The 19244-nt window shown below is 46.5% G+C and carries 13 protein-coding genes; 8 read left to right on the forward strand and 5 right to left on the reverse strand.

All coding sequences use genetic code 11. The features are described from left to right. Window positions 1-141 precede the first annotated feature (141 nt). A complete protein-coding gene (gene mnmL, locus VIB_RS10580) occupies window positions 142-1083 on the reverse strand; it encodes a tRNA modification radical SAM protein MnmL/YtqA (RefSeq protein ID WP_004395929.1) in 942 nt (313 codons plus the stop codon). A 527-nt stretch (window positions 1084-1610) separates the two neighbouring features. Here mnmL and gltB point away from each other — a divergent pair. The 8 genes from gltB to VIB_RS10620 all read left to right on the forward strand — a co-directional run bounded on the left by gltB (window position 1611) and on the right by VIB_RS10620 (window position 12567). Beyond that, entirely contained in the window at window positions 1611-6152 is a 4542-nt protein-coding gene (gene gltB, locus VIB_RS10585) for a glutamate synthase large subunit (RefSeq protein WP_004395930.1), read from the forward strand. Next, window positions 6152-7621, forward strand: coding sequence for a glutamate synthase subunit beta (locus VIB_RS10590; protein ID WP_004395931.1), 1470 nt, complete (start codon window positions 6152-6154; stop codon window positions 7619-7621). Before gltB ends, VIB_RS10590 begins: the two co-directional genes overlap by 1 nt. Window positions 7622-7943: 322 nt before the next feature. Continuing rightward, a complete protein-coding gene (locus VIB_RS10595) occupies window positions 7944-8303 on the forward strand; it encodes a DUF1499 domain-containing protein (RefSeq protein ID WP_040904910.1) in 360 nt (119 codons plus the stop codon). A gap of 95 nt (window positions 8304-8398) precedes the next feature. Next, entirely contained in the window at window positions 8399-9094 is a 696-nt protein-coding gene (gene mtnN, locus VIB_RS10600; RefSeq protein ID WP_004395933.1) for a 5'-methylthioadenosine/S-adenosylhomocysteine nucleosidase, read from the forward strand. A 10-nt stretch (window positions 9095-9104) separates the two neighbouring features. Then, complete coding sequence (locus VIB_RS10605) at window positions 9105-10058, forward strand: cobalamin biosynthesis family protein (protein WP_040904673.1); 954 nt, start codon at window positions 9105-9107, stop codon at window positions 10056-10058. Window positions 10059-10060: 2 nt separating this feature from the next. Further along, the gene (gene btuF / locus VIB_RS10610) at window positions 10061-10879 is read left to right on the forward strand and encodes a vitamin B12 ABC transporter substrate-binding protein BtuF (RefSeq protein WP_004395935.1); all 819 of its coding nucleotides are present in this window, start codon (window positions 10061-10063) and stop codon (window positions 10877-10879) included. 82 nt (window positions 10880-10961) lie between these two features. Then, window positions 10962-11582, forward strand: coding sequence for a TRIC cation channel family protein (locus tag VIB_RS10615; RefSeq protein WP_040904674.1), 621 nt, complete (start codon window positions 10962-10964; stop codon window positions 11580-11582). Between the two features lie 124 nt (window positions 11583-11706). Further along, entirely contained in the window at window positions 11707-12567 is an 861-nt protein-coding gene (locus tag VIB_RS10620) for a LysR family transcriptional regulator (protein WP_040904675.1), read from the forward strand. Here VIB_RS10620 and VIB_RS10625 read toward each other — a convergent pair. From VIB_RS10625 to dapB, 4 genes are all read right to left on the reverse strand, one after another. Beyond that, on the reverse strand, window positions 12497-13282 hold the full coding sequence (locus VIB_RS10625) for a TSUP family transporter (protein WP_040904676.1): 786 nt from the start codon (window positions 13280-13282) through the stop codon (window positions 12497-12499). The genes VIB_RS10620 and VIB_RS10625 overlap by 71 nt on opposite strands. Before the next feature lie 206 nt (window positions 13283-13488). After that, complete coding sequence (gene carB / locus VIB_RS10630; RefSeq protein WP_004395939.1) at window positions 13489-16719, reverse strand: carbamoyl-phosphate synthase large subunit; 3231 nt, start codon at window positions 16717-16719, stop codon at window positions 13489-13491. Window positions 16720-16735: 16 nt separating this feature from the next. After that, a complete protein-coding gene (carA, locus tag VIB_RS10635; protein ID WP_040904677.1) occupies window positions 16736-17875 on the reverse strand; it encodes a glutamine-hydrolyzing carbamoyl-phosphate synthase small subunit in 1140 nt (379 codons plus the stop codon). Window positions 17876-18353: 478 nt separating this feature from the next. After that, window positions 18354-19163, reverse strand: coding sequence for a 4-hydroxy-tetrahydrodipicolinate reductase (dapB, locus tag VIB_RS10645; protein WP_040904912.1), 810 nt, complete (start codon window positions 19161-19163; stop codon window positions 18354-18356). Between the last annotated feature and the right edge of the window lie 81 nt (window positions 19164-19244).

Raw genomic sequence — 19244 nt, forward strand, 5'->3', positions numbered from 1 at the left:
ATCCAACAGCGCTTTCAGATAAAAAGCCTGTGATTAAAAAGACTTAAAGGATAAAGATACCAGCTTCTCAAATCAGGATCTGCAACTATTCTAAGAGTTTGCCTAGCGTAACGCAGTAAATTACGTTTAAAAGTGAGCGGCTTATTTTTTGTTGGTCGGATTAATGTATTGGAAAGGACGCCCAATTAATGAACCTTGCGCGCCATCTTTTGCTAATCGCCGGCCAAGCTCAGTCATCGCCAGCCAACGATTCTCACACCAGAGAGGAGCCAACAACGTAGGACGGCGAGCGGCAGAAGAGACGCGATGATAAACCACTTCAGGTGGCGTTAAGCGAATGAGGTGGCTGGCAATCGTGACGTACTCTTCTAATGTTGGCGCAACTAACTTCCCTGCCCGCCACGCTTTGGCCATCGTACTCCCATCAACAATATGCAAACCATGTAACTTGATACCATCTGTTCCCACTTCAACGACTTGCTGTAATGTCGCCACATTATCGCTTGCCGTTTCTTTAGGTAGCCCAACGATTAAATGAGTACAGATTTTAATACCAAGCGCTCTTGCTCTTTGAGCGATCGATTGATAACAATCAAAATCATGACCGCGATTAATGCGCTTTAAAGTACTATTATTTGCGGTCTGCAAACCCAACTCTAACCAAACTTCAAACCCTTGCTGCACATAATCATGCAACAGTTCCAATACCGCATCCGGGACGCAATCAGGGCGAGTGCCCACACACAAACCGACAATATTGGCACTTTGCAACGCTTGTTGATACATGGCTTTTAACACCTGAACTTCGGCATAAGTGCTGGTATAGGCTTGGAAATAAGCTAAGTATTTATTGGCACGCTGAACTTCACCCGCTCTTTCTTTTAGCTGATCAGCAATACTTTGCTTTTGGGTATGTTCATCAACAAAAGAGGCAACATTACAAAATGTGCATCCGCCTCGACCAATGGTGCCATCTCGATTAGGACAACTAAAGCCACCATGCAACGTCAGTTTATGGACTTTCTCACCATAGCGGCGTTGAAGATCTTGCCCTAATGTGTTTACTAATTGATGCAGTTGCATAACGAATACCCAAGCTGTGAATACAAATAACTCTCACTTCGATCTATGTAATTAAATTACATCGAAAGGAATAAATAGTAAGCGTATGAGATAGATACCGCGTGGTGCAAAATCAATAAACATTCATTAAATCTGCATTTAGCTAACTTTGTTTGAAAAATGTTGCGCTGATTATGCAGAGACTGAGAAAAAGGCGCAAAAAAGACCGAGTTTTTCATTGCATTTACGGCTAACAAAATTGTAGGATAGTTACAGTTTCATGATGATTTTTGTTTGTTTTATTACAAATAAGCTCAAGAAACGTCGGCGATATTCCATTCCTACCTATATAAACCACTATAAAATGTGGTTAAACAGAGGAATATCACTAAGGATTGTTTTTCTCACACTATATATTTCCTGTGAGAGACGGAAGGGATGCGAGTCGGTCAGCATAGATCGATTTAAATGGATAACAATAAGGATAGATGCAGTGCTGGGGCTTGCCTTGGCTTGCTTGTGTCCAACTGAACTGGAAGGATGTATCTATGGTTAATAGAGAACAAAGTTCGCAAGGTCTGTATACACCAGAACTCGAGCATGACGCTTGCGGCATCGGTTTTGTTGCTCACCTCAAAAACCGTAAATCACACCATGTCGTGACTCAAGCCCTAGATATGCTAGCGCGCATGGAACATCGTGGCGGACAAGGTTGTGACCCCTGTAGCGGTGACGGAGCGGGTATTTTACTGCAGAAACCTCACGAATTCCTATTAGAGGAAGCGGTAAAACTGGGGATTAAACTACCGTCATTTGACCAATACGGCGTCGGTGTCGTCTTGTTTCCAAGGGATGAGCACAAACGCGCTCAATGCCGTGATATTTTAGAGCGTAATGCTAAGCGCCTTGATCTTGATGTCCTCGGTTATCGCAAACTGCCAACCGACAACAGCATGCTCGGTGCCGATCCACTCAGTACTGAACCTTATTTTGAACATGTTTTCATCTCAGCCGGTCCAGGAAGTACGCCACAAGAACTGGAACGCAAACTCTACGTTCTGCGTAACTATACCGTTCGCGTTTGTCTCGAAAGCGTTTCTAATATTGGCGATGATTTTTATATCAACTCGCTCTCCTATAAAACGCTGGTTTATAAAGGCCAGCTAACCACTGAGCAAGTTCCGCAATATTTTCTCGATTTACAAAACCCAACCATGGTTACCGCCTTGGCTCTGGTGCATTCACGTTTTTCCACCAATACCTTCCCAAGATGGCGTTTAGCGCAGCCGTTTCGTTACATTGCCCATAACGGCGAAATCAATACCGTACGCGGTAACTTGAACTGGATGAAAGCCCGCGAAGCTATCTTACAATCCAATCTCTTTACCCAAGCAGAAATTGATATGCTGCTGCCGGTTTGTCAGGAAGGCGCGTCAGACTCCGCCAACTTTGATATGGTGTTAGAGTTATTGGTGCTATCAGGCCGCACTTTGCCGCACGCATTGATGATGATGATCCCCGAAGCGTGGCAAGAAAATAAAACCATGGATCCCAAGCGTCGTGCCTTTTATCAATATCATGCCAATATCATGGAACCATGGGATGGCCCAGCCTCAGTGTGCTTTACCGATGGCGTACAAGTAGGCGCAACCTTAGATAGAAACGGCTTGCGTCCCTCTCGTTATACCGTCACTAAAGACGATTTTTTGATCATGGCCTCTGAATCTGGTGTGGTAGAAATCGATCCCGCTAATGTCGAATATCGTGGTCGCTTACAACCCGGACGCATTTTTGTCGCCGACCTTGAACAAGGGCGAATCATCTCTGATGAAGAAGTCAAAGATGGCATCGCTAACGCTCAACCTTATGAAAAATGGGTAGAAGATAACTTACTGAGCCTAAAAAAGCTTCCTGAAGCCGATAACGTTCACAGCCAACCGTCACCGGAGCGTCTGCTCCATCGTCAGCAAGCGTTTGGAGTCAGCAGTGAAGAAGTCAACGACATTATCTTTACCTTGGCTGAAACGGGTTACGAGCCTCTTGGCTCAATGGGAGCCGATTGGCCGGTGGCGGTGCTGTCGCATCAGTCTCAGCACTTATCGAACTACTTTAAACAGTTGTTTGCGCAGGTAACCAACCCGCCGATCGATCCGATCCGCGAGCGGATGGTCATGTCACTCAATACCTATATTGGTCGTGATCAAAACCTACTCGCTGAATCTCCCGTTCACTGTCGAAAAGTCGAGCTAGAATCACCGGTGATTTCTAATGCTGAATTAGAAAAACTGCGCGCGATTGATAATGAGCACCTACAAGCCAAAACACTGGATATTGTTTTTCAAGCCAGTGAAGAGCCCGGCAAACTTGAACGAGCACTCAAACGCATCTGCCAATACGCAGAGGATGCGGTGATCGATGGCTATTCCATCATTCTCCTTACTGACCGCGCGGTAAATTCTAACCATGCCGCGATTCCAGCGATGCTGGCTGTCGGCGCTGTCCATCATCATCTGATCCGTAAAGGACTACGCTCTAAGTGCGGTATTGTGGTTGAAACTGGGGATGCGCGCGAAACTCACCATTTTGCTACCTTAGTCGGCTATGGTGCCAATGCGGTGAACCCGTATTTAGTGGTCGAAACCATTGTCGATTTGCAGCGTCGCAATAAGCTGGATACTGACGTTGAGGTGAATAAATACTTCGAAAACTATCGTAAAGGGATCAATGCTGGCCTATTGAAAATTTTCTCAAAAATGGGCATCTCAACTTTACAGTCCTACCATGGAGCACAAATCTTTGAAGCCTTAGGGATCAGTAAATCGGTGGTAGACAAATACTTTACTGGTACTGTTACTCGTATTCAGGGCCTAACGTTAGACGATATCGCCAAAGAAGTGGTGGTTCGTCACCGTATTGGCTATCCGATTCGTGAAATCCCGTTACAAATGCTCGATGTCGGCGGTGTCTATCAGTGGAAACAGCGTGGTGAAAAACACCTGTTTAACCCAGAAACCATCCATTTACTGCAACACTCTACCCGTAATAAAGATTATCAACAGTTCAAGCAGTATGCGGCTGCTGTCGATAGCCAAGGGGATAAAGCGGTGACCCTGCGTAGTCAGCTAGATTTTATTAAAAATCCAGCGGGTTCAGTTGCGATTGAAGACGTCGAGCCGGTGTCGAGTATTGTGAAACGCTTTGCCACTGGCGCAATGTCGTTCGGTTCGATTTCTCATGAGGCGCACTCAACATTAGCAGTCGCCATGAACCGCCTGGGCGCACGTTCCAATTCTGGTGAAGGGGGTGAAGATCCCGCGCGTTTCGTTCGTAAAGAGAATGGCGATTGGGAACGCTCAGCCATCAAGCAAGTCGCCTCTGGACGCTTTGGGGTTACCTCTTACTATTTGACCAACTGCGACGAAATTCAGATCAAAATGGCACAAGGAGCCAAGCCAGGTGAAGGCGGTCAGCTACCAGGAGATAAAGTCGATGATTGGATTGGCGCAACTCGTCACTCAACGCCAGGGGTCGGCTTAATTTCGCCGCCACCGCATCACGACATCTACTCCATTGAAGATTTGGCGCAGCTGATTTTTGACTTGAAAAACGCCAACCGTAAAGGGCGAGTCAACGTTAAACTGGTCTCTGAAGCCGGCGTGGGCACTATCGCTTCTGGTGTTGCTAAAGCGAAAGCGGATGTAGTGCTGATTGCAGGCCATGACGGCGGCACCGGCGCGTCGCCTATTTCATCGATTCGCCATACCGGCCTACCTTGGGAACTTGGTCTGGCTGAAACTCATCAGACACTACTTAAAAACGGTTTACGTAACCGCATCGTCGTACAAGCGGATGGGCAGATGAAAACCCCACGCGATATCGCTATCGCCACCTTACTTGGTGCAGAAGAATGGGGCGTTGCTACCGCCGCCTTAGTCGTGGAAGGTTGTATCATGATGCGTAAGTGTCATAAAAACACCTGCCCAGTCGGTATCGCAACTCAAAACAAAACATTACGTGAACGCTTTGATGGCCGCGTGGAAGATGTGGTGACCTTCTTCCAATATATGGCACAAGGCCTACGGGAAATCATGGCTGAGCTTGGTTTTCGCACCATTGATGAGATGGTAGGGCAAGCGCAAAAACTCAAATTACGTGATGATGTGGGCCACTGGAAGTATAAGAACCTCGACCTTTCTCCCCTACTCTATCTTGAGCCAGCCCGTGAAGGTGATGGTATTTATTGCCAAAGCGCACAAAACCATAATTTGGAGCATGTCCTCGACCGTCAATTAATCCAGTTAGCGAAACCTGCGCTTGAACAAGGCTTAGCGGTGAATGCCGAACTGCCGATCATCAATACCGATCGCAGTACTGGCACCATGTTGTCGAACGAAATTTGTAAAGTCTATCAAGATCAAGGGTTACCTCAGCCTATGACGGTTAAATTTAACGGTAGTGCTGGGCAATCTTTTGGGGCTTTCTTGACCAAAGGCGTCCATTTTGAAGTTGAGGGCGATGCCAACGACTACTGGGGTAAAGGCTTATCAGGCGGTACGTTAGTACTCTATCCTAACCGCAATGCCAGCTTAATTGCCGAAGATAATATCGTGGTTGGTAACGTCTGTTTCTATGGCGCTACCTCTGGTGAGTCTTACATTCGAGGCTTAGCGGGCGAACGCTTCTGCGTGCGAAATTCTGGCGCTAAAGTGGTCGTAGAAGGTGTCGGCGATCATGGCTGTGAGTACATGACCGGCGGTATTGCGGTGATCCTTGGTTCAACCGGACGTAACTTTGCCGCAGGTATGAGTGGCGGTATCGCTTATGTGTGGGATAAAGCCGGTGATTTTTCACAAAAACTCAATCCTGAGCTGGTCGATCTCGATCCTATCGAAGCGGAAGATAAAGCGCTGTTAAAAGAGATGCTGACTAAACACGTTCAATTCACAGGAAGTGAAGTGGCACAAACATTCCTCAACAATTTTGAGCAAAGCTTAGCGACAATGATGAAAGTCATGCCTCGTGACTATAAAGCCGTGCTTGAAAAACGTAAGGAAGCCGCAGCGGCAATGGAAAAAGCGGAGGCTGTATAATGGGTAAAGCAACTGGATTTTTAGAGTTTGGTCGAGAACTGCCAAAAAAAATCGACCCTGCAGAGCGAATTAAACACAACCATGAGTTTGTGCTCAATAAAGAATTTGGTCACAAAATTAACCAACAAGCAGCTCGCTGTATGGATTGTGGGGTGCCGTTTTGTCATAGCGGCTGCCCGATTGGTAACATCATTCCAGAATTTAATGATGCGGTTTATCGCGATAGTTGGCAAGAAGCATGGCAAATCTTAAGCTCAACCAATAACTTCCCTGAGTTTACTGGTCGAGTATGCCCAGCGCCTTGTGAAACCTCATGCGTGCTTGGTATTAATCAAGATCCCATCACCATTTGTAATATTGAGAAAACCATTGTTGAGCGGGCTTATCAAGAAGGCTATGCCAAGCCCAAAACCCCTCGTGCTCGTACAGGCAAAAAAGTGGCTATTATCGGCTCTGGGCCGGCGGGATTAGCCGCGGCTGAGCAATTAAATAGCGCTGGACATCAGGTGACTGTGTTTGAGCGGGATGAAAAAGTTGGTGGATTACTGCGCTTCGGGATCCCTGATTTTAAACTCAGCATGGCCGTGATTGATCGCAAACTCGATCTTATGGCTCAAGCTGGGGTTGAATTTGTGGTTAATGCTCATGTGGGGGTTGATATTAACGCGCAACAGCTACGCCAAGAGTTCGATGCGATTTTGCTGACTGGCGGCTCCACCGTACCACGTGATTTACCGATCCCCGGACGTGATTTGCAAGGCGTTTACTTTGCGATGCAATTCCTCGGACAAAATAATCGCCGCGCTAACAATATGGATCTTAAAGGTGAAGAGATTCATGCCAAAGGCAAACATGTGGTGGTCATTGGTGGTGGCGATACCGGTTCAGACTGTGTCGGTACGTCCAATCGTCATGGCGCGGCAAGCATTACGCAAGTCGAGATCATGCCGATGCCACCAGAAAAACGTCCAGCCAATATGCCATGGCCACAGTATCCGATGATTTTACGCACGTCGACCTCCCATGAAGAAGGCTGCGAAAGACATTGGAATATTCTGACCAAAGAATTTATTGGCAACGAGCAAGGTCAAGTGACTGGGCTGAGAATTGCCGATATTGTTTGGCAAGAGGCCGCGCCGGGACAACGCCCTGAGTTTCGCGAAATCTCTGGCACTGAGCGAGTGATAGCTTGTGATATGGCGTTTCTCGCGATGGGCTTTTTACATCCAGAACCACATGGTGTACTCGCACAATTAGCGATAAAACTTGATGATCGCGGTAACGTGGCAACGGATAATTTTGCCACCAATCAAAAAGGGGTCTTTGCTGCTGGCGACATGCGCACTGGCCAATCACTGGTTGTACGCTGCATCAATGAAGGTCGTGAATCAGCCAGAGCGATTGATGCTTACTTGATGGGCAACACGCATCTTGAATCGATCAATGATTCTTTAATGTTATCGGCGTAAGCGCTTTATCTATACCCAAACAACTTGGCGTTGCAGGTAGGAAAGGGATATCTTAAACGGCTAACACCTTGTGTTAGCCTTTTTTATTGCTAAAAATATCGTCTCATTACTCAACCTTAACGACCACCTTAGTCGTCAAACTAGAAAAATCATGACCTTAATAAACCAAAGATCGTCAATCAATCGTATAATTGGTTATCCTCAGCGACAAATATCAGCTATGCTCAAATTTTATTCGCTGTAGGAAAATGTCGTGAAGCCATTCATTATTATTGGGTTATCACTCCTTATCATTGCTTGTAGCCGAGGCGTTGCATCGAATATGACCGACCGAACAACCGACCTTTGTGGGAATAAACCCAACTGTGTCTCGACGGAAGAGTCGAGAGAAAAATTTTCTGTGGCACCGTTTATCCTGCGCCCAGGAGTGACCCTTAGCCAAATTGAACGTATTGCATTAACCTTACCCGGCGCTGAAGTCGTTGAAAAAGAAGAGAATTACTTACGAGTGGAATGCACTACCCGAGTATTACGCTTTGTCGATGACTTGGAACTTAAACTGCAGCATGATCAATTAAAAGTTCGTTCAGAGTCTCGAGTTGGCTATAGCGATTTTGGCGTTAATCGCCGTCGAGTTGAAACACTACGTGATAAAATGACGGCTGCTGGTTTGCTACAATAGTCTATTCAGCGGTTTACCTTTCTGCTTAATCTCGATCAAACCTAGCCGAGCATGATAAACTGCAGTGATTTTTATCCAATGAAAAGAGACATGACATGAAAATTGGCATCATCGGCGCGATGCAACAAGAAGTCGCCATCTTAAAAGACGCTCTCGAACAACGCCAAGAAGTCAGTCAAGGTGGCTGCACCTATTACAGCGGTAAGCTGCATGGTGTTGAGGTTATCTTGCTTCAATCTGGGATCGGTAAAGTATCTGCGGCGGTTGGCACCGCATTATTGCTTAATCAATATCAACCAGATGTGGTCATCAACACGGGTTCAGCTGGTGGTTTTGATCCTAGTTTAACCATGGGCGATGTAGTGATCTCTACTGAAGTCCGTCATCATGACGCCGATGTAACCGCTTTTGGTTACGAAATCGGGCAAATGGCTGGTCAGCCCGCTGCATTTCAGGCGGATGAGAAACTCATGTCAATCGCTGAACAAGCTCTGCAAACCATGGACAACAAACATGCGGTTCGTGGCCTGATTTGCACTGGTGATGCCTTTGTCTGCAGCGAAGAAAAACAAAACTTTATCCGTCAACATTTCCCAACCGCAGTAGCGGTCGAAATGGAAGCGGCGGCGATTGCCCAAACCTGCCATCAATTTGGTGTACCTTTTGTCGTGGTACGCGCCATCTCTGATGTCGCTGATAAAGCTTCACCGCTCTCTTTTGATGAGTTTTTGCCGCTAGCCGCGCAAAGCTCTTCAGCGATGGTGCTAAAAATGGTTGAACTACTAAAGTAGCCTGTTGTTCATGGATGAATTATTCAAACCCTTTTATGCCAATGGTGCCCTACTCGTAATGTGGGGCGCTTTGTTATTTCATTGGCTATTGCCGATACCTCGCGCTGCCCATCCGATTACCTTATGGCATAAATTTGCCGAAATATTAGCTGACAAAGTTAATAAACCGAGCAATTACCAACAAAGCTTACTTTCCGGCACGCTGGCTTGGCTGCTGATGATTATCCCTACCATTATGCTGTGCGTTGCTTTTCAGCCTTTGGTTTGGCATCCGCAACTGTTTGAATTAGCGTTATTGCTGTTAGCTCTCGATTGGCGCAGTGCGGATAAACTTAGCCAGCAGATGAGTCAAGCACTGGCACAACAGGATAAACCGTTAGCTCGCCGTCTATTGGTGCCGTTTGTTAATCGTGAAACGGCGACGCTTTCCCCGGTCGGTTTAGGTAAAGCCAGTGTCGAAACCATCACTATGGGTATTGGCCGTAACCTGATTGGGGTTCTATTTTGGTATGGATTACTCGGGGGGATCGGCGCGTTTATTTATCGTTTAATGGTTGAATTAGCCCGTTGTTGGTCTCCTTCTCATACTCAATTTCAGCCGTTTGGTTTACCAATCATTCGAGCTGTCGCGTTACTCGATCTTATTCCTCTGCGTTTATTTAGTTTACTGATCCTAATCGGCGATAATATTAAATATAATTTGACGCAAACGCTCAACCAAAGTCGCTCTTGGCCGTTACCGGGGCCGGGATGGCTACTGTGTGCAGTCGGTAATAAATTACACTTAGCATTGGGCGGGCCAGCGATCTATGGTCAGCAAAAAGCGGTGCGCGCCAAAATTGGCGGGCGCATAGTGCCAGCAAGCCTTCATTTAGCTCAGTTACGCCAACTACTTACCCGTAGATTATGGCTTTGGCTTATTTTACAAAGCATTATGTTACTGCTCGTTTATCAAGGCGTATAAACATGCCACACCGATTCTTTCTCTTACTTCTGCTCTCTTGGCCTTTTTGCACTCTTTCTGCTGCGGAAAGGATCATTAGCTTAGCTCCCCATGCCACCGAGCTGGTTTTCGCGGCCGGACTAGGGGATAAGCTGATCGCGGTCAGTGACTATAGTGATTATCCTGAATCCGCCAAAACTCTACCTCGAGTCGCCAATTATCAAGGGATCAATATTGAACGAATTCTAACTTTGCAGCCCGACTTGGTGATCGTTTGGCCTGAAGGCAATGCCATGCGTGAAGTGGAAAAATTGGCTCGTTTAGGCATTCCTTTGTTTTATTCTCATCCTAAAACACTGACTGATATTGCAGATGATATAGAGAAACTCAGTCAATACGCCAGCGATCCAACAAAAGGTATGCAAACGGCCAATCAGTTTCGTCAGCAGCTCACTCAACTTGAACAGAAATACGCTCATCTCGATGGAGTTCGGTATTTTTACCAATTAAGTGAAAAGCCAATCATCACCTTAGCGCAAGGCAGTTGGCCAAGTGAGATTTTCGCTTTTTGTGGGGGGGTGAATATTTTCCAACATAGCCCGTCCCCCTACCCTCAAGTCAGTATTGAACAGGTGCTACTCGCCAAACCAGAAGTCATCTTTACTTCAGAACAAGCGATGGCTCAAGGCACTATGTGGCAGCGCTGGAAAAACCAAGTCCCTGCGGTAAAAAAAGGACAGATTACTAGCCTTAATGCTGATTGGCTCAACCGCCAAACCCCAAGATCACTGCTCGCCATTGAGCAAGTTTGCAATTATTTTTCCCAAATAGAAAAGTATTAACTAAAACAGCAAAAGTTGCATACAATGTGCTCCCATTCACTCATCCCAAATTAACAGGGAATGTTAAGCGAGCGACTCAACTTTGGATACTTCACTGCTCTACTTGATTGATATGTTTGGCACTGCGGTGTTTGCGATTTCAGGCGTACTACTTGCGGGGCGATTAAAGATGGACCCTTTCGGTGCGGTGGTTCTAGCCAGTGTCACTGCCATTGGTGGTGGAACCATTCGCGATATGGCGCTAGGTGCGACGCCGGTTTTTTGGATCACTGATACCACTTATTTATGGGTGATCTTCGCGACCTGCTTATTAACCATGTTGATTGTCCGTCGCCCTAAACGAGTCGCTTGGTGGATATTACCGGTCTGTGATGCGGTTGGCCTGGCTGTATTTGTCGCTATTGGGGTTGAAAAAGCACTGATCTTCCAAGAATCAGCGTTAATCGCCATCATTATGGGGGTAATCACCGGCTGCGGTGGTGGCATCATCCGTGATGTGCTTGCTCGTGAGATCCCGATGGTATTAAGAAGCGAAGTCTATGCCACCGCGTGTATTGTCGGCGGCATGGTACATACCACCGCACTCGCTTTAGATTATAACAGTTCGAGCGCTTTCCTATGCGGGGTGATTTCAACTCTCGTCATCCGCTTATGCGCCATTCGTTGGCACTTATCACTGCCGACTTTTGCATTGACTAAATAATCCCTCCATCACCAGTCATCATGGCTGGTGATGCTCCATACGCAAGCTTTGTGACTTTAGTAGACGACACCGCGATGGTTCAAGGTTACCATTAGCGACATCTATTCCCATTTGTCATCAACCTATGTTACTCGAAGGCATTGAAACCTTACTGGTGCTCAGCAAAGAAAAAACCATGAGCCGTACCGGTAGCCAACTCTATATCAGCCAATCGGCAGTCAGTAAGCGCATTGCTAACTTAGAAAAAAAACTCGGCAAAAAACTGATTGTTCCCGCGGGCCGACACATCAAATTGACTGCAGATGCCGAGCAATTAATTGCCAGCATTGGCCCTACGTTTAATGAGTTGCATGGTTTAATTTTCGAGCAGAAAACATTGGAAGACAATACGCTGCTGCGCATGGATTGCTCAGAGACTTTAGTCGCCGGTTATCTTGGCCAGACTATGGGGCAACATCGAAAACACGACCCACATTGGGTGATCACCACCAACCACACACCGCGAATTGTCGAAAATGTTCAGTCTGGCAAAGCCACCTTGGGCTTTTGTGCGGGGTATCTGCCCGCCAATCACGGTTTGCTGACTTTTCATTTAGGCGATGAGCCATTTACCGTGATTAGCCAAGCACCTCTGTTCTCACTGCCAAGCGAGCTGATCACTAATGATTTAGCCAATCCCGCCAATACCTACCAAGCGGCCATGCTGCACAAACAAGGCATTCGACCCGCGATGGAGATGGACTCTTACACCGCCGCGGCGCAGCTCGCACTCGGCGGTATGTTACCAGCCCTAGTACCACGTTCGATTGTCAGCACCCTAAAAATTGAGCCCCAGCACTGCTTTGATTTTGCTGAACTTGCCGATCTGACTCGGCCAATTCATATTTGTCTGCGCGCCAGCCGCTATCGTAGCATTAGAGTCCAAACATTGATAACAGCGCTGCATAATGCTGTTCCCAAAGCAGTTTTAGCGCCATCAGCATAGACATAGTGATCACCAGCGGGCGGATCCAACGCTGACCTTGGCTGATCACCACTTTTGCCCCCATACGGGCACCGATAAACCCGCCGACCGCCATGGTTAAACCTATCTGCCAAATCGGTAAACCAGCGATTAAGAAGAAGGTCAACGCGGCAATGTTGGAAGTGAAATTGAGTACTTTAGTGCGCGCGGTGGCTTCCACCAATCCAAAATGGCCTAAAGCGACAAAACAGACGGTAAAGATTGAACCGGTACCGGGGCCAAAAAAGCCATCATAAAACCCAACCCCAAACCCGATCGTGAAAGCAAAAGCCGTTTCCGATAAGGGAGCGGAACCGGTATGATTTTTTGTTGCTGGGGCAAGTAGGAAATAGAGCGAGATGGCAATCAATAACACGGGTATTAAACTGGTCAACAAAGAGGCATCAATATATTGCACCGCTTCTGCGCCAAGTGCCGCACCGACAAAAGTACACGCAATCGCCAGGCGCATCGCTTTTAGACTCACTAAGCCTTGGCGGACAAAATAGAAAGTGGCCGAAAAGCTTCCAAAGGAGCTTTGCAGTTTATTGGTCGCCAAGGCTTGAGTCGGAGGAACCCCAGCCGCCAGCAAGGCTGGTAACGTTAGCAAACCACCACCACCAGCCATGGCATCAATAAATCCCGCAACGCCCGCCACTAAAAACAGCAGGCCCAATACTTCCAGTGAAAGTTCCATTTCTAATCAACATCTTGAATGACAAAGCTTAACAGTATCACTACTCAAAATATCAAAACAGCGAAACACAAGACAACAACCTATTCCATTTATTCATCGATATAAGCTTGGGAGATCTCTGGGTATTGTAGCTGATAAAAAAGCCCGCTTAATTCAGCGGGCAATGAGGTTGTCTGATAAGTCTTAACGACTTACCTTAATTGTTATTAGGCTAAGCTGGCTTTGACTTGCTCGTGTAACTCTTGTACAGAGATGACCGATGCTTTCGCGTCAGCGGTATGTGACATACAGGTTGCAAATGCCGCATTTAACGTCGTGGTGTAGTTAACTTTTTCGGCTAGAGCACCACGGCGCAATACTTTTGAATCTTCAATCGCTTGACGACCTGCCGCCGTATTGACGATATAGGTGTACTCATTGTTTTTGATTCGATCCAAGATATGCGGACGCCCTTCATGCACCTTATTAACTAGGCGAGGGTTAATCCCAGCTTCACCGAGAATCACCGCGGTACCATGAGTTGCATCTAGCTGATAGCCAAGTTTGATCAACTTAGAAGCTAAATCGACCACGCGCTCTTTATCTTCTTCACGTACCGACAATAACGCACGACCACCATCAGGATATACATTACCACAGCCGAGTTCTGCTTTAGCGTAAGCTTCAGCAAACGTTGCTCCAACACCCATCACTTCGCCAGTGGAGCGCATTTCAGGGCCAAGCAATGGGTCAACACCAGGAAACTTATTAAAGGGCAACACGACTTCTTTGACTGAATAATAAGGAGGAATGATCTCTTTGGTAAAGCCTTGCGACTCAAGTGACTGACCAGCCATAACACGTGCGGCAATTTTTGCCAGCGGTGCGCCGGTAGCTTTGGATACAAACGGAACCGTTCGTGCAGCGCGAGGGTTAACTTCAATCAGATAAACTTGGTTATCTTTCACCGCAAATTGGGTGTTCATCAAACCGCGCACGCCCAATTCAAAGGCTAACTTCTCAACTTGTTCACGCATCACATCTTGGATTTCTTGGCTTAGCGTATAAGCCGGTAGTGAACACGCTGAGTCACCGGAGTGAACACCCGCTTGTTCAATGTGCTCCATGATGCCGCCAATCACGACTCGCTCGCCATCACAAATCGCATCGATATCCACTTCAACCGCATCGTCTAAAAAGCGATCGAGCAAAACAGGTGACTCATTCGATACGCTGACCGCTTCGTTAAAGTAACGACGCAAATCTTGCTCATCATAGACAATTTCCATCGCCCGACCACCAAGCACATAAGAAGGACGAACCACCAACGGGAAGCCAATCTCTCTTGATTTTTCAATTGCTTGTTCCATGGTGGTGACCGTGGCATTTTCTGGTTGCAGTAACCCTAAACGCTCTACCGCTTGCTGGAAGCGTTCACGATCTTCCGCGCGATCAATCGCATCTGGGCTAGTACCGATAATCGGCACTCCGGCCGCTTCCAAGGCGCGTGCCAGTTTTAACGGCGTTTGGCCGCCATATTGGACAATAACCCCTTTTGGTTTTTCGACGCGAACAATGGCTAACACATCTTCCAGTGTTACTGGCTCAAAGTAGAGGCGATCTGAGGTATCGTAGTCAGTAGATACGGTTTCAGGGTTACAGTTAACCATGATGGTTTCATAACCATCTTCACGCAGTGCAAGTGAAGCATGAACACAGCAGTAATCAAATTCGATACCTTGACCGATACGGTTTGGACCACCACCGAGCACCATGATTTTGTCTCTGTCGGTCGGCTGCGCTTCACACTCTTCATCATAGGTTGAGTACATATACGCGGTATCGGATGAGAATTCCGCGGCACAGGTGTCAACTCGTTTGTAGACCGGATGAATATTGTACTGATCGCGCAAGCGACGAATTTCACTTTCTGCCACGCCTAATAAAGCTGAGAGACGCGCATCTGCAAAACCTTTGCGTTTCATTTTACGCAGTACATCGGCGTTTAACCCAGCAAAACCGCCGGCTTTGACGTCTTGTTCCATCTTGACCAGTTCTTCAATTTGCACCAAGAACCAGCGGTCGATGTTGGTCAAGTTAAACACTCCGTCGACCGATAAACCAGCACGGAAAGCATCGGCGATGTACCAAATACGCTCAGCACCCGCTTCTTTCAGTTCATGGCGAATTTTGGTCAATGCGTCAGGCGCATCAAGATCGACCATTTCATCTAAGCCATTCACACCAACTTCTAAGCCACGCAATGCTTTTTGCAGCGATTCTTGTTGGTTACGACCAATCGCCATCACTTCACCTACCGACTTCATCTGTGTGGTTAAGCGATCATTAGCACCAGCGAATTTTTCAAAGTTAAAGCGTGGGATCTTGGTCACCACGTAGTCAATCGTCGGCTCAAACGAGGCAGGAGTCGCACCGCCAGTGATGTCGTTCATCAGCTCATCAAGCGTAAAGCCAACCGCCAATTTAGCCGCCACTTTAGCAATCGGAAACCCCGTCGCTTTTGAAGCCAGAGCCGAAGAACGAGAAACACGTGGGTTCATCTCGATGATCACCATACGACCATCTTTCGGGTTGATACCAAACTGTACGTTTGAACCACCGGTTTCGACACCGATTTCACGCAGTACGGCTAGCGATGCGTTACGCATCAATTGGTACTCTTTATCGGTCAGTGTTTGCGCGGGGGCTACTGTGATTGAATCACCAGTATGAATACCCATTGGATCGAAGTTTTCAATCGCACAAACGATGATGCAGTTATCGTTTTTATCACGCACCACTTCCATCTCGTACTCTTTCCAACCGATCAGAGATTCATCAATCAATAGCTCATTGGTTGGCGATAAGTCGAGGCCGCGGCGACAAATTTCTTCAAACTCTTCTTTATTGTACGCAATACCACCGCCCGTTCCGCCCATAGTAAATGAAGGGCGAATAATACAAGGAAAGCCGACCATCTCTTGTACTCGGTAGGCTTCTTCCATAGTTTTTGCCGTATCAGCGCGAGGACAAGCTAAACCGATCGATTTCATTGCTTTATCAAAACGAGAGCGATCTTCGGCTTTATCAATCGCATCAGCGGTTGCGCCAATCATTTCTACGCCGAATTCAGCTAATACGCCGTGTTTTTCTAGCTCCAGCGCACAATTCAATGCAGTTTGGCCCCCCATGGTGGGTAATACCGCATCTGGGCGCTCTTTTTCGATGATTTTACGTACCACTTCCCAGTGAATAGGCTCAATATAAGTCGCATCGGCCATATCTGGATCAGTCATGATCGTCGCCGGATTCGAGTTGACGAGAATCACTCGATAGCCTTCTTCACGTAACGCTTTACAAGCTTGGGCACCGGAGTAATCGAACTCACAAGCCTGACCAATGACAATCGGGCCTGCACCTAAAATTAGAATACTGTTAATGTCAGTACGTTTTGGCATTGTCTACTACTCCGAATTAGGCTGTGTGCTGTTTAATTAATTCAATGAAATGATCAAAGAGAGGTGCGGCATCGTGGGGACCGGGGCTTGCTTCTGGGTGACCTTGGAAGCTAAATGCAGGTTTATCAATACGATGAATGCCTTGTAAAGAACCATCAAACAGTGATTTGTGTGTTGCGCGCAGCGTATCTGGTAAGCTTGCTTCATCGACAGCAAAGCCATGATTTTGTGCAGTAATCATCACTACGTCACGCTGTAAGTCTTTAACTGGATGGTTGGCACCATGGTGGCCAAATTTCATTTTTACTGTCTGCGCACCAGAAGCCAAGGCTAGAATTTGGTGTCCTAAACAGATCCCAAATACCGGTAATCCTTTCTCTAAGAACACTTTAGTGGCTTCAATTGCATAAGTACACGGAGCTGGGTCACCAGGGCCATTTGATAAGAAAACACCATCAGGCTTCAGTGCCAATACTTCTTCGGCTGAAGTTTGAGCCGGTACAACGGTTAAGCGGCATCCGCGGTCAACCAGCATACGCAGGATGTTACGTTTGGCTCCGAAATCGTAGGCAACGACGTGATAAGGCAGTTCGCTGTGGTCTTTTGCTTCAGGAAGTCCACCTTCCAACGTCCACGAACCTTGTTGCCATGCATACGCTTCTTGTGTTGTAACCTCTTTCGCAAGATCCATTCCTTTTAAGCCAGGGAAATCTTTCGCTTTCGCTAACGCGAACGCTTCATCACAATGCTCACCAGCCATAATACAGCCATTTTGCGCACCTTTTTCACGTAGAATACGTGTCAGTTTACGCGTATCAATATCCGCAATACCGAGAATATTTTGTGATTTAAGATAGTCAGAGAGAGAAAGTTGATTACGGAAGTTAGAAGCGATAAGAGGAAGATCGCGAATCACAAGGCCTTGTGCATGAATAGAAGAGGATTCTTCGTCTTCAGAGTTGGTTCCGGTATTACCAATGTGGGGATAAGTGAGAGTAACAATTTGTTGAGAATAGGAAGGATCAGTGAGAATTTCTTGGTACCCCGTCATCGAAGTATTAAAAACAACTTCACCAACGGAAAAACCCTCTGCCCCAATGGACACTCCGTGGAACACTGTCCCATCTTCTAGGACCAACAGTGCTGGTTTACTCAAGACAACCTCCAGAATAAAAATGCATTAAATATAAATTAAATCGCAAATCTGCCTTCCTGTTCGCAGCGATACGTTGCTTGAGGCTATATTAGACAAATTGGCGGTATTCTAAAGTTCACACTAATCTCTGTCAACAATCGTTGATAAATTAAATTTTTATTTATCAGCTTGCCAACAAAACTAACACCAAAGCCATCAAAACAACACTTTTCTCTCCACTTTACTGCTAATAATGATGAAATAAATAAAAACCCTGGAAAACACGCCGTATAAAAAATCACTAAAAAACCAAAAACAAAAGCAAACGATAAACAAAGGACAAAACAAACAAAAATAGAGCTTACAAAACAAAAGCCCATCAAGACCTTCATTTTAATACACTAAAAATCGATAAAAAGGCTTTTAGAAAAAAGGAAACACGGGAGTTTAACTTGGGTAAAAAAAATGCGCCAACCTAAGTTAGCGCATAATTATGTAATTAAAGCTCATTCAAATTGAGCACATCGGTCATCGAATAAAGTCCAGCGGGCTTATCGGCTAACCAGATAGCCGCTTTGACGGCCCCATTAGCAAAGGTCATGCGATCGGTCGCTTTATGAGTGATTTCTACTCGCTCACCGATATCGGCAAACATTGCTGTATGTTCACCGACAATATCTCCGGCACGAATTGTGGCAAAACCGATTTCATGACGAGCCCTCTCGCCAGTGATCCCTTCACGTGCATAAACCGCAACATCACTGAGATTATTTCCCATCGCGTGAGCAATCGCTTCTCCCATACCAATCGCCGTTCCAGAGGGAGCATCCACTTTATAGCGATGATGAGCTTCAATGATCTCGATATCGCAATAATCCCCCATCACTTGCGCGGCTTTTTCCAATAACTTAAACACCAAGTTAACCCCAACGCTGTAGTTCGGAGCCATGACAATTGAGACCTGTTGCGCGGCAAGCTTAATTTGCGCTAACTGAGACTCATCAAATCCAGTTGTACCAATGACTAATTTTTTATGGTGTTTTTCGCACAGTTCAATATTGGCTAACGTACTAGAGGGAGCAGTAAAATCAATAATTACATCGAAATCATTCACGGCTTGCTCTAAGTTATCAACTAAAGCAACATCAAAGCGTCCTTCTCCACACAACTCTCCAATATCAACACCGACTAGTGAAGATTCTGGACGCTCAGAACCTGCACCGACGATAGTATTGGGGTTATAATAACTTGCCTTGACGAGATTGCGTCCCATACGACCAGCTGCACCTGCAATCGCAATTCTTATCATTGCTTCTTTCTCCATTTCTCATTCCATGGTTCGCGATAGACGATTTATCCATTGCCCTTAAACTAACAACTATCCTCGATG

The organism is Vibrio metschnikovii CIP 69.14, assembly GCF_000176155.1.
GTDB classification, from domain to species: Bacteria; Pseudomonadota; Gammaproteobacteria; order Enterobacterales; family Vibrionaceae; genus Vibrio; species Vibrio metschnikovii.

What these genes read in the sequence shown, in the direction of transcription:
- mnmL (WP_004395929.1), bottom strand. Translation starts at nt 1,083, where the DNA reads ATGCAACTGCATCAATTAGTAAACACATTAGGGCAAGATCTTCAACGC.
- gltB (WP_004395930.1), top strand. Translation starts at nt 1,611, where the DNA reads ATGGTTAATAGAGAACAAAGTTCGCAAGGTCTGTATACACCAGAACTC.
- VIB_RS10590 (WP_004395931.1), top strand. Translation starts at nt 6,152, where the DNA reads ATGGGTAAAGCAACTGGATTTTTAGAGTTTGGTCGAGAACTGCCAAAA.
- VIB_RS10595 (WP_040904910.1), top strand. Translation starts at nt 7,944, where the DNA reads ATGACCGACCGAACAACCGACCTTTGTGGGAATAAACCCAACTGTGTC.
- mtnN (WP_004395933.1), top strand. Translation starts at nt 8,399, where the DNA reads ATGAAAATTGGCATCATCGGCGCGATGCAACAAGAAGTCGCCATCTTA.
- VIB_RS10605 (WP_040904673.1), top strand. Translation starts at nt 9,105, where the DNA reads ATGGATGAATTATTCAAACCCTTTTATGCCAATGGTGCCCTACTCGTA.
- btuF (WP_004395935.1), top strand. Translation starts at nt 10,061, where the DNA reads ATGCCACACCGATTCTTTCTCTTACTTCTGCTCTCTTGGCCTTTTTGC.
- VIB_RS10620 (WP_040904675.1), top strand. Translation starts at nt 11,707, where the DNA reads ATGTTACTCGAAGGCATTGAAACCTTACTGGTGCTCAGCAAAGAAAAA.
- VIB_RS10625 (WP_040904676.1), bottom strand. Translation starts at nt 13,282, where the DNA reads ATGGAACTTTCACTGGAAGTATTGGGCCTGCTGTTTTTAGTGGCGGGC.
- carB (WP_004395939.1), bottom strand. Translation starts at nt 16,719, where the DNA reads ATGCCAAAACGTACTGACATTAACAGTATTCTAATTTTAGGTGCAGGC.
- dapB (WP_040904912.1), bottom strand. Translation starts at nt 19,163, where the DNA reads ATGATAAGAATTGCGATTGCAGGTGCAGCTGGTCGTATGGGACGCAAT.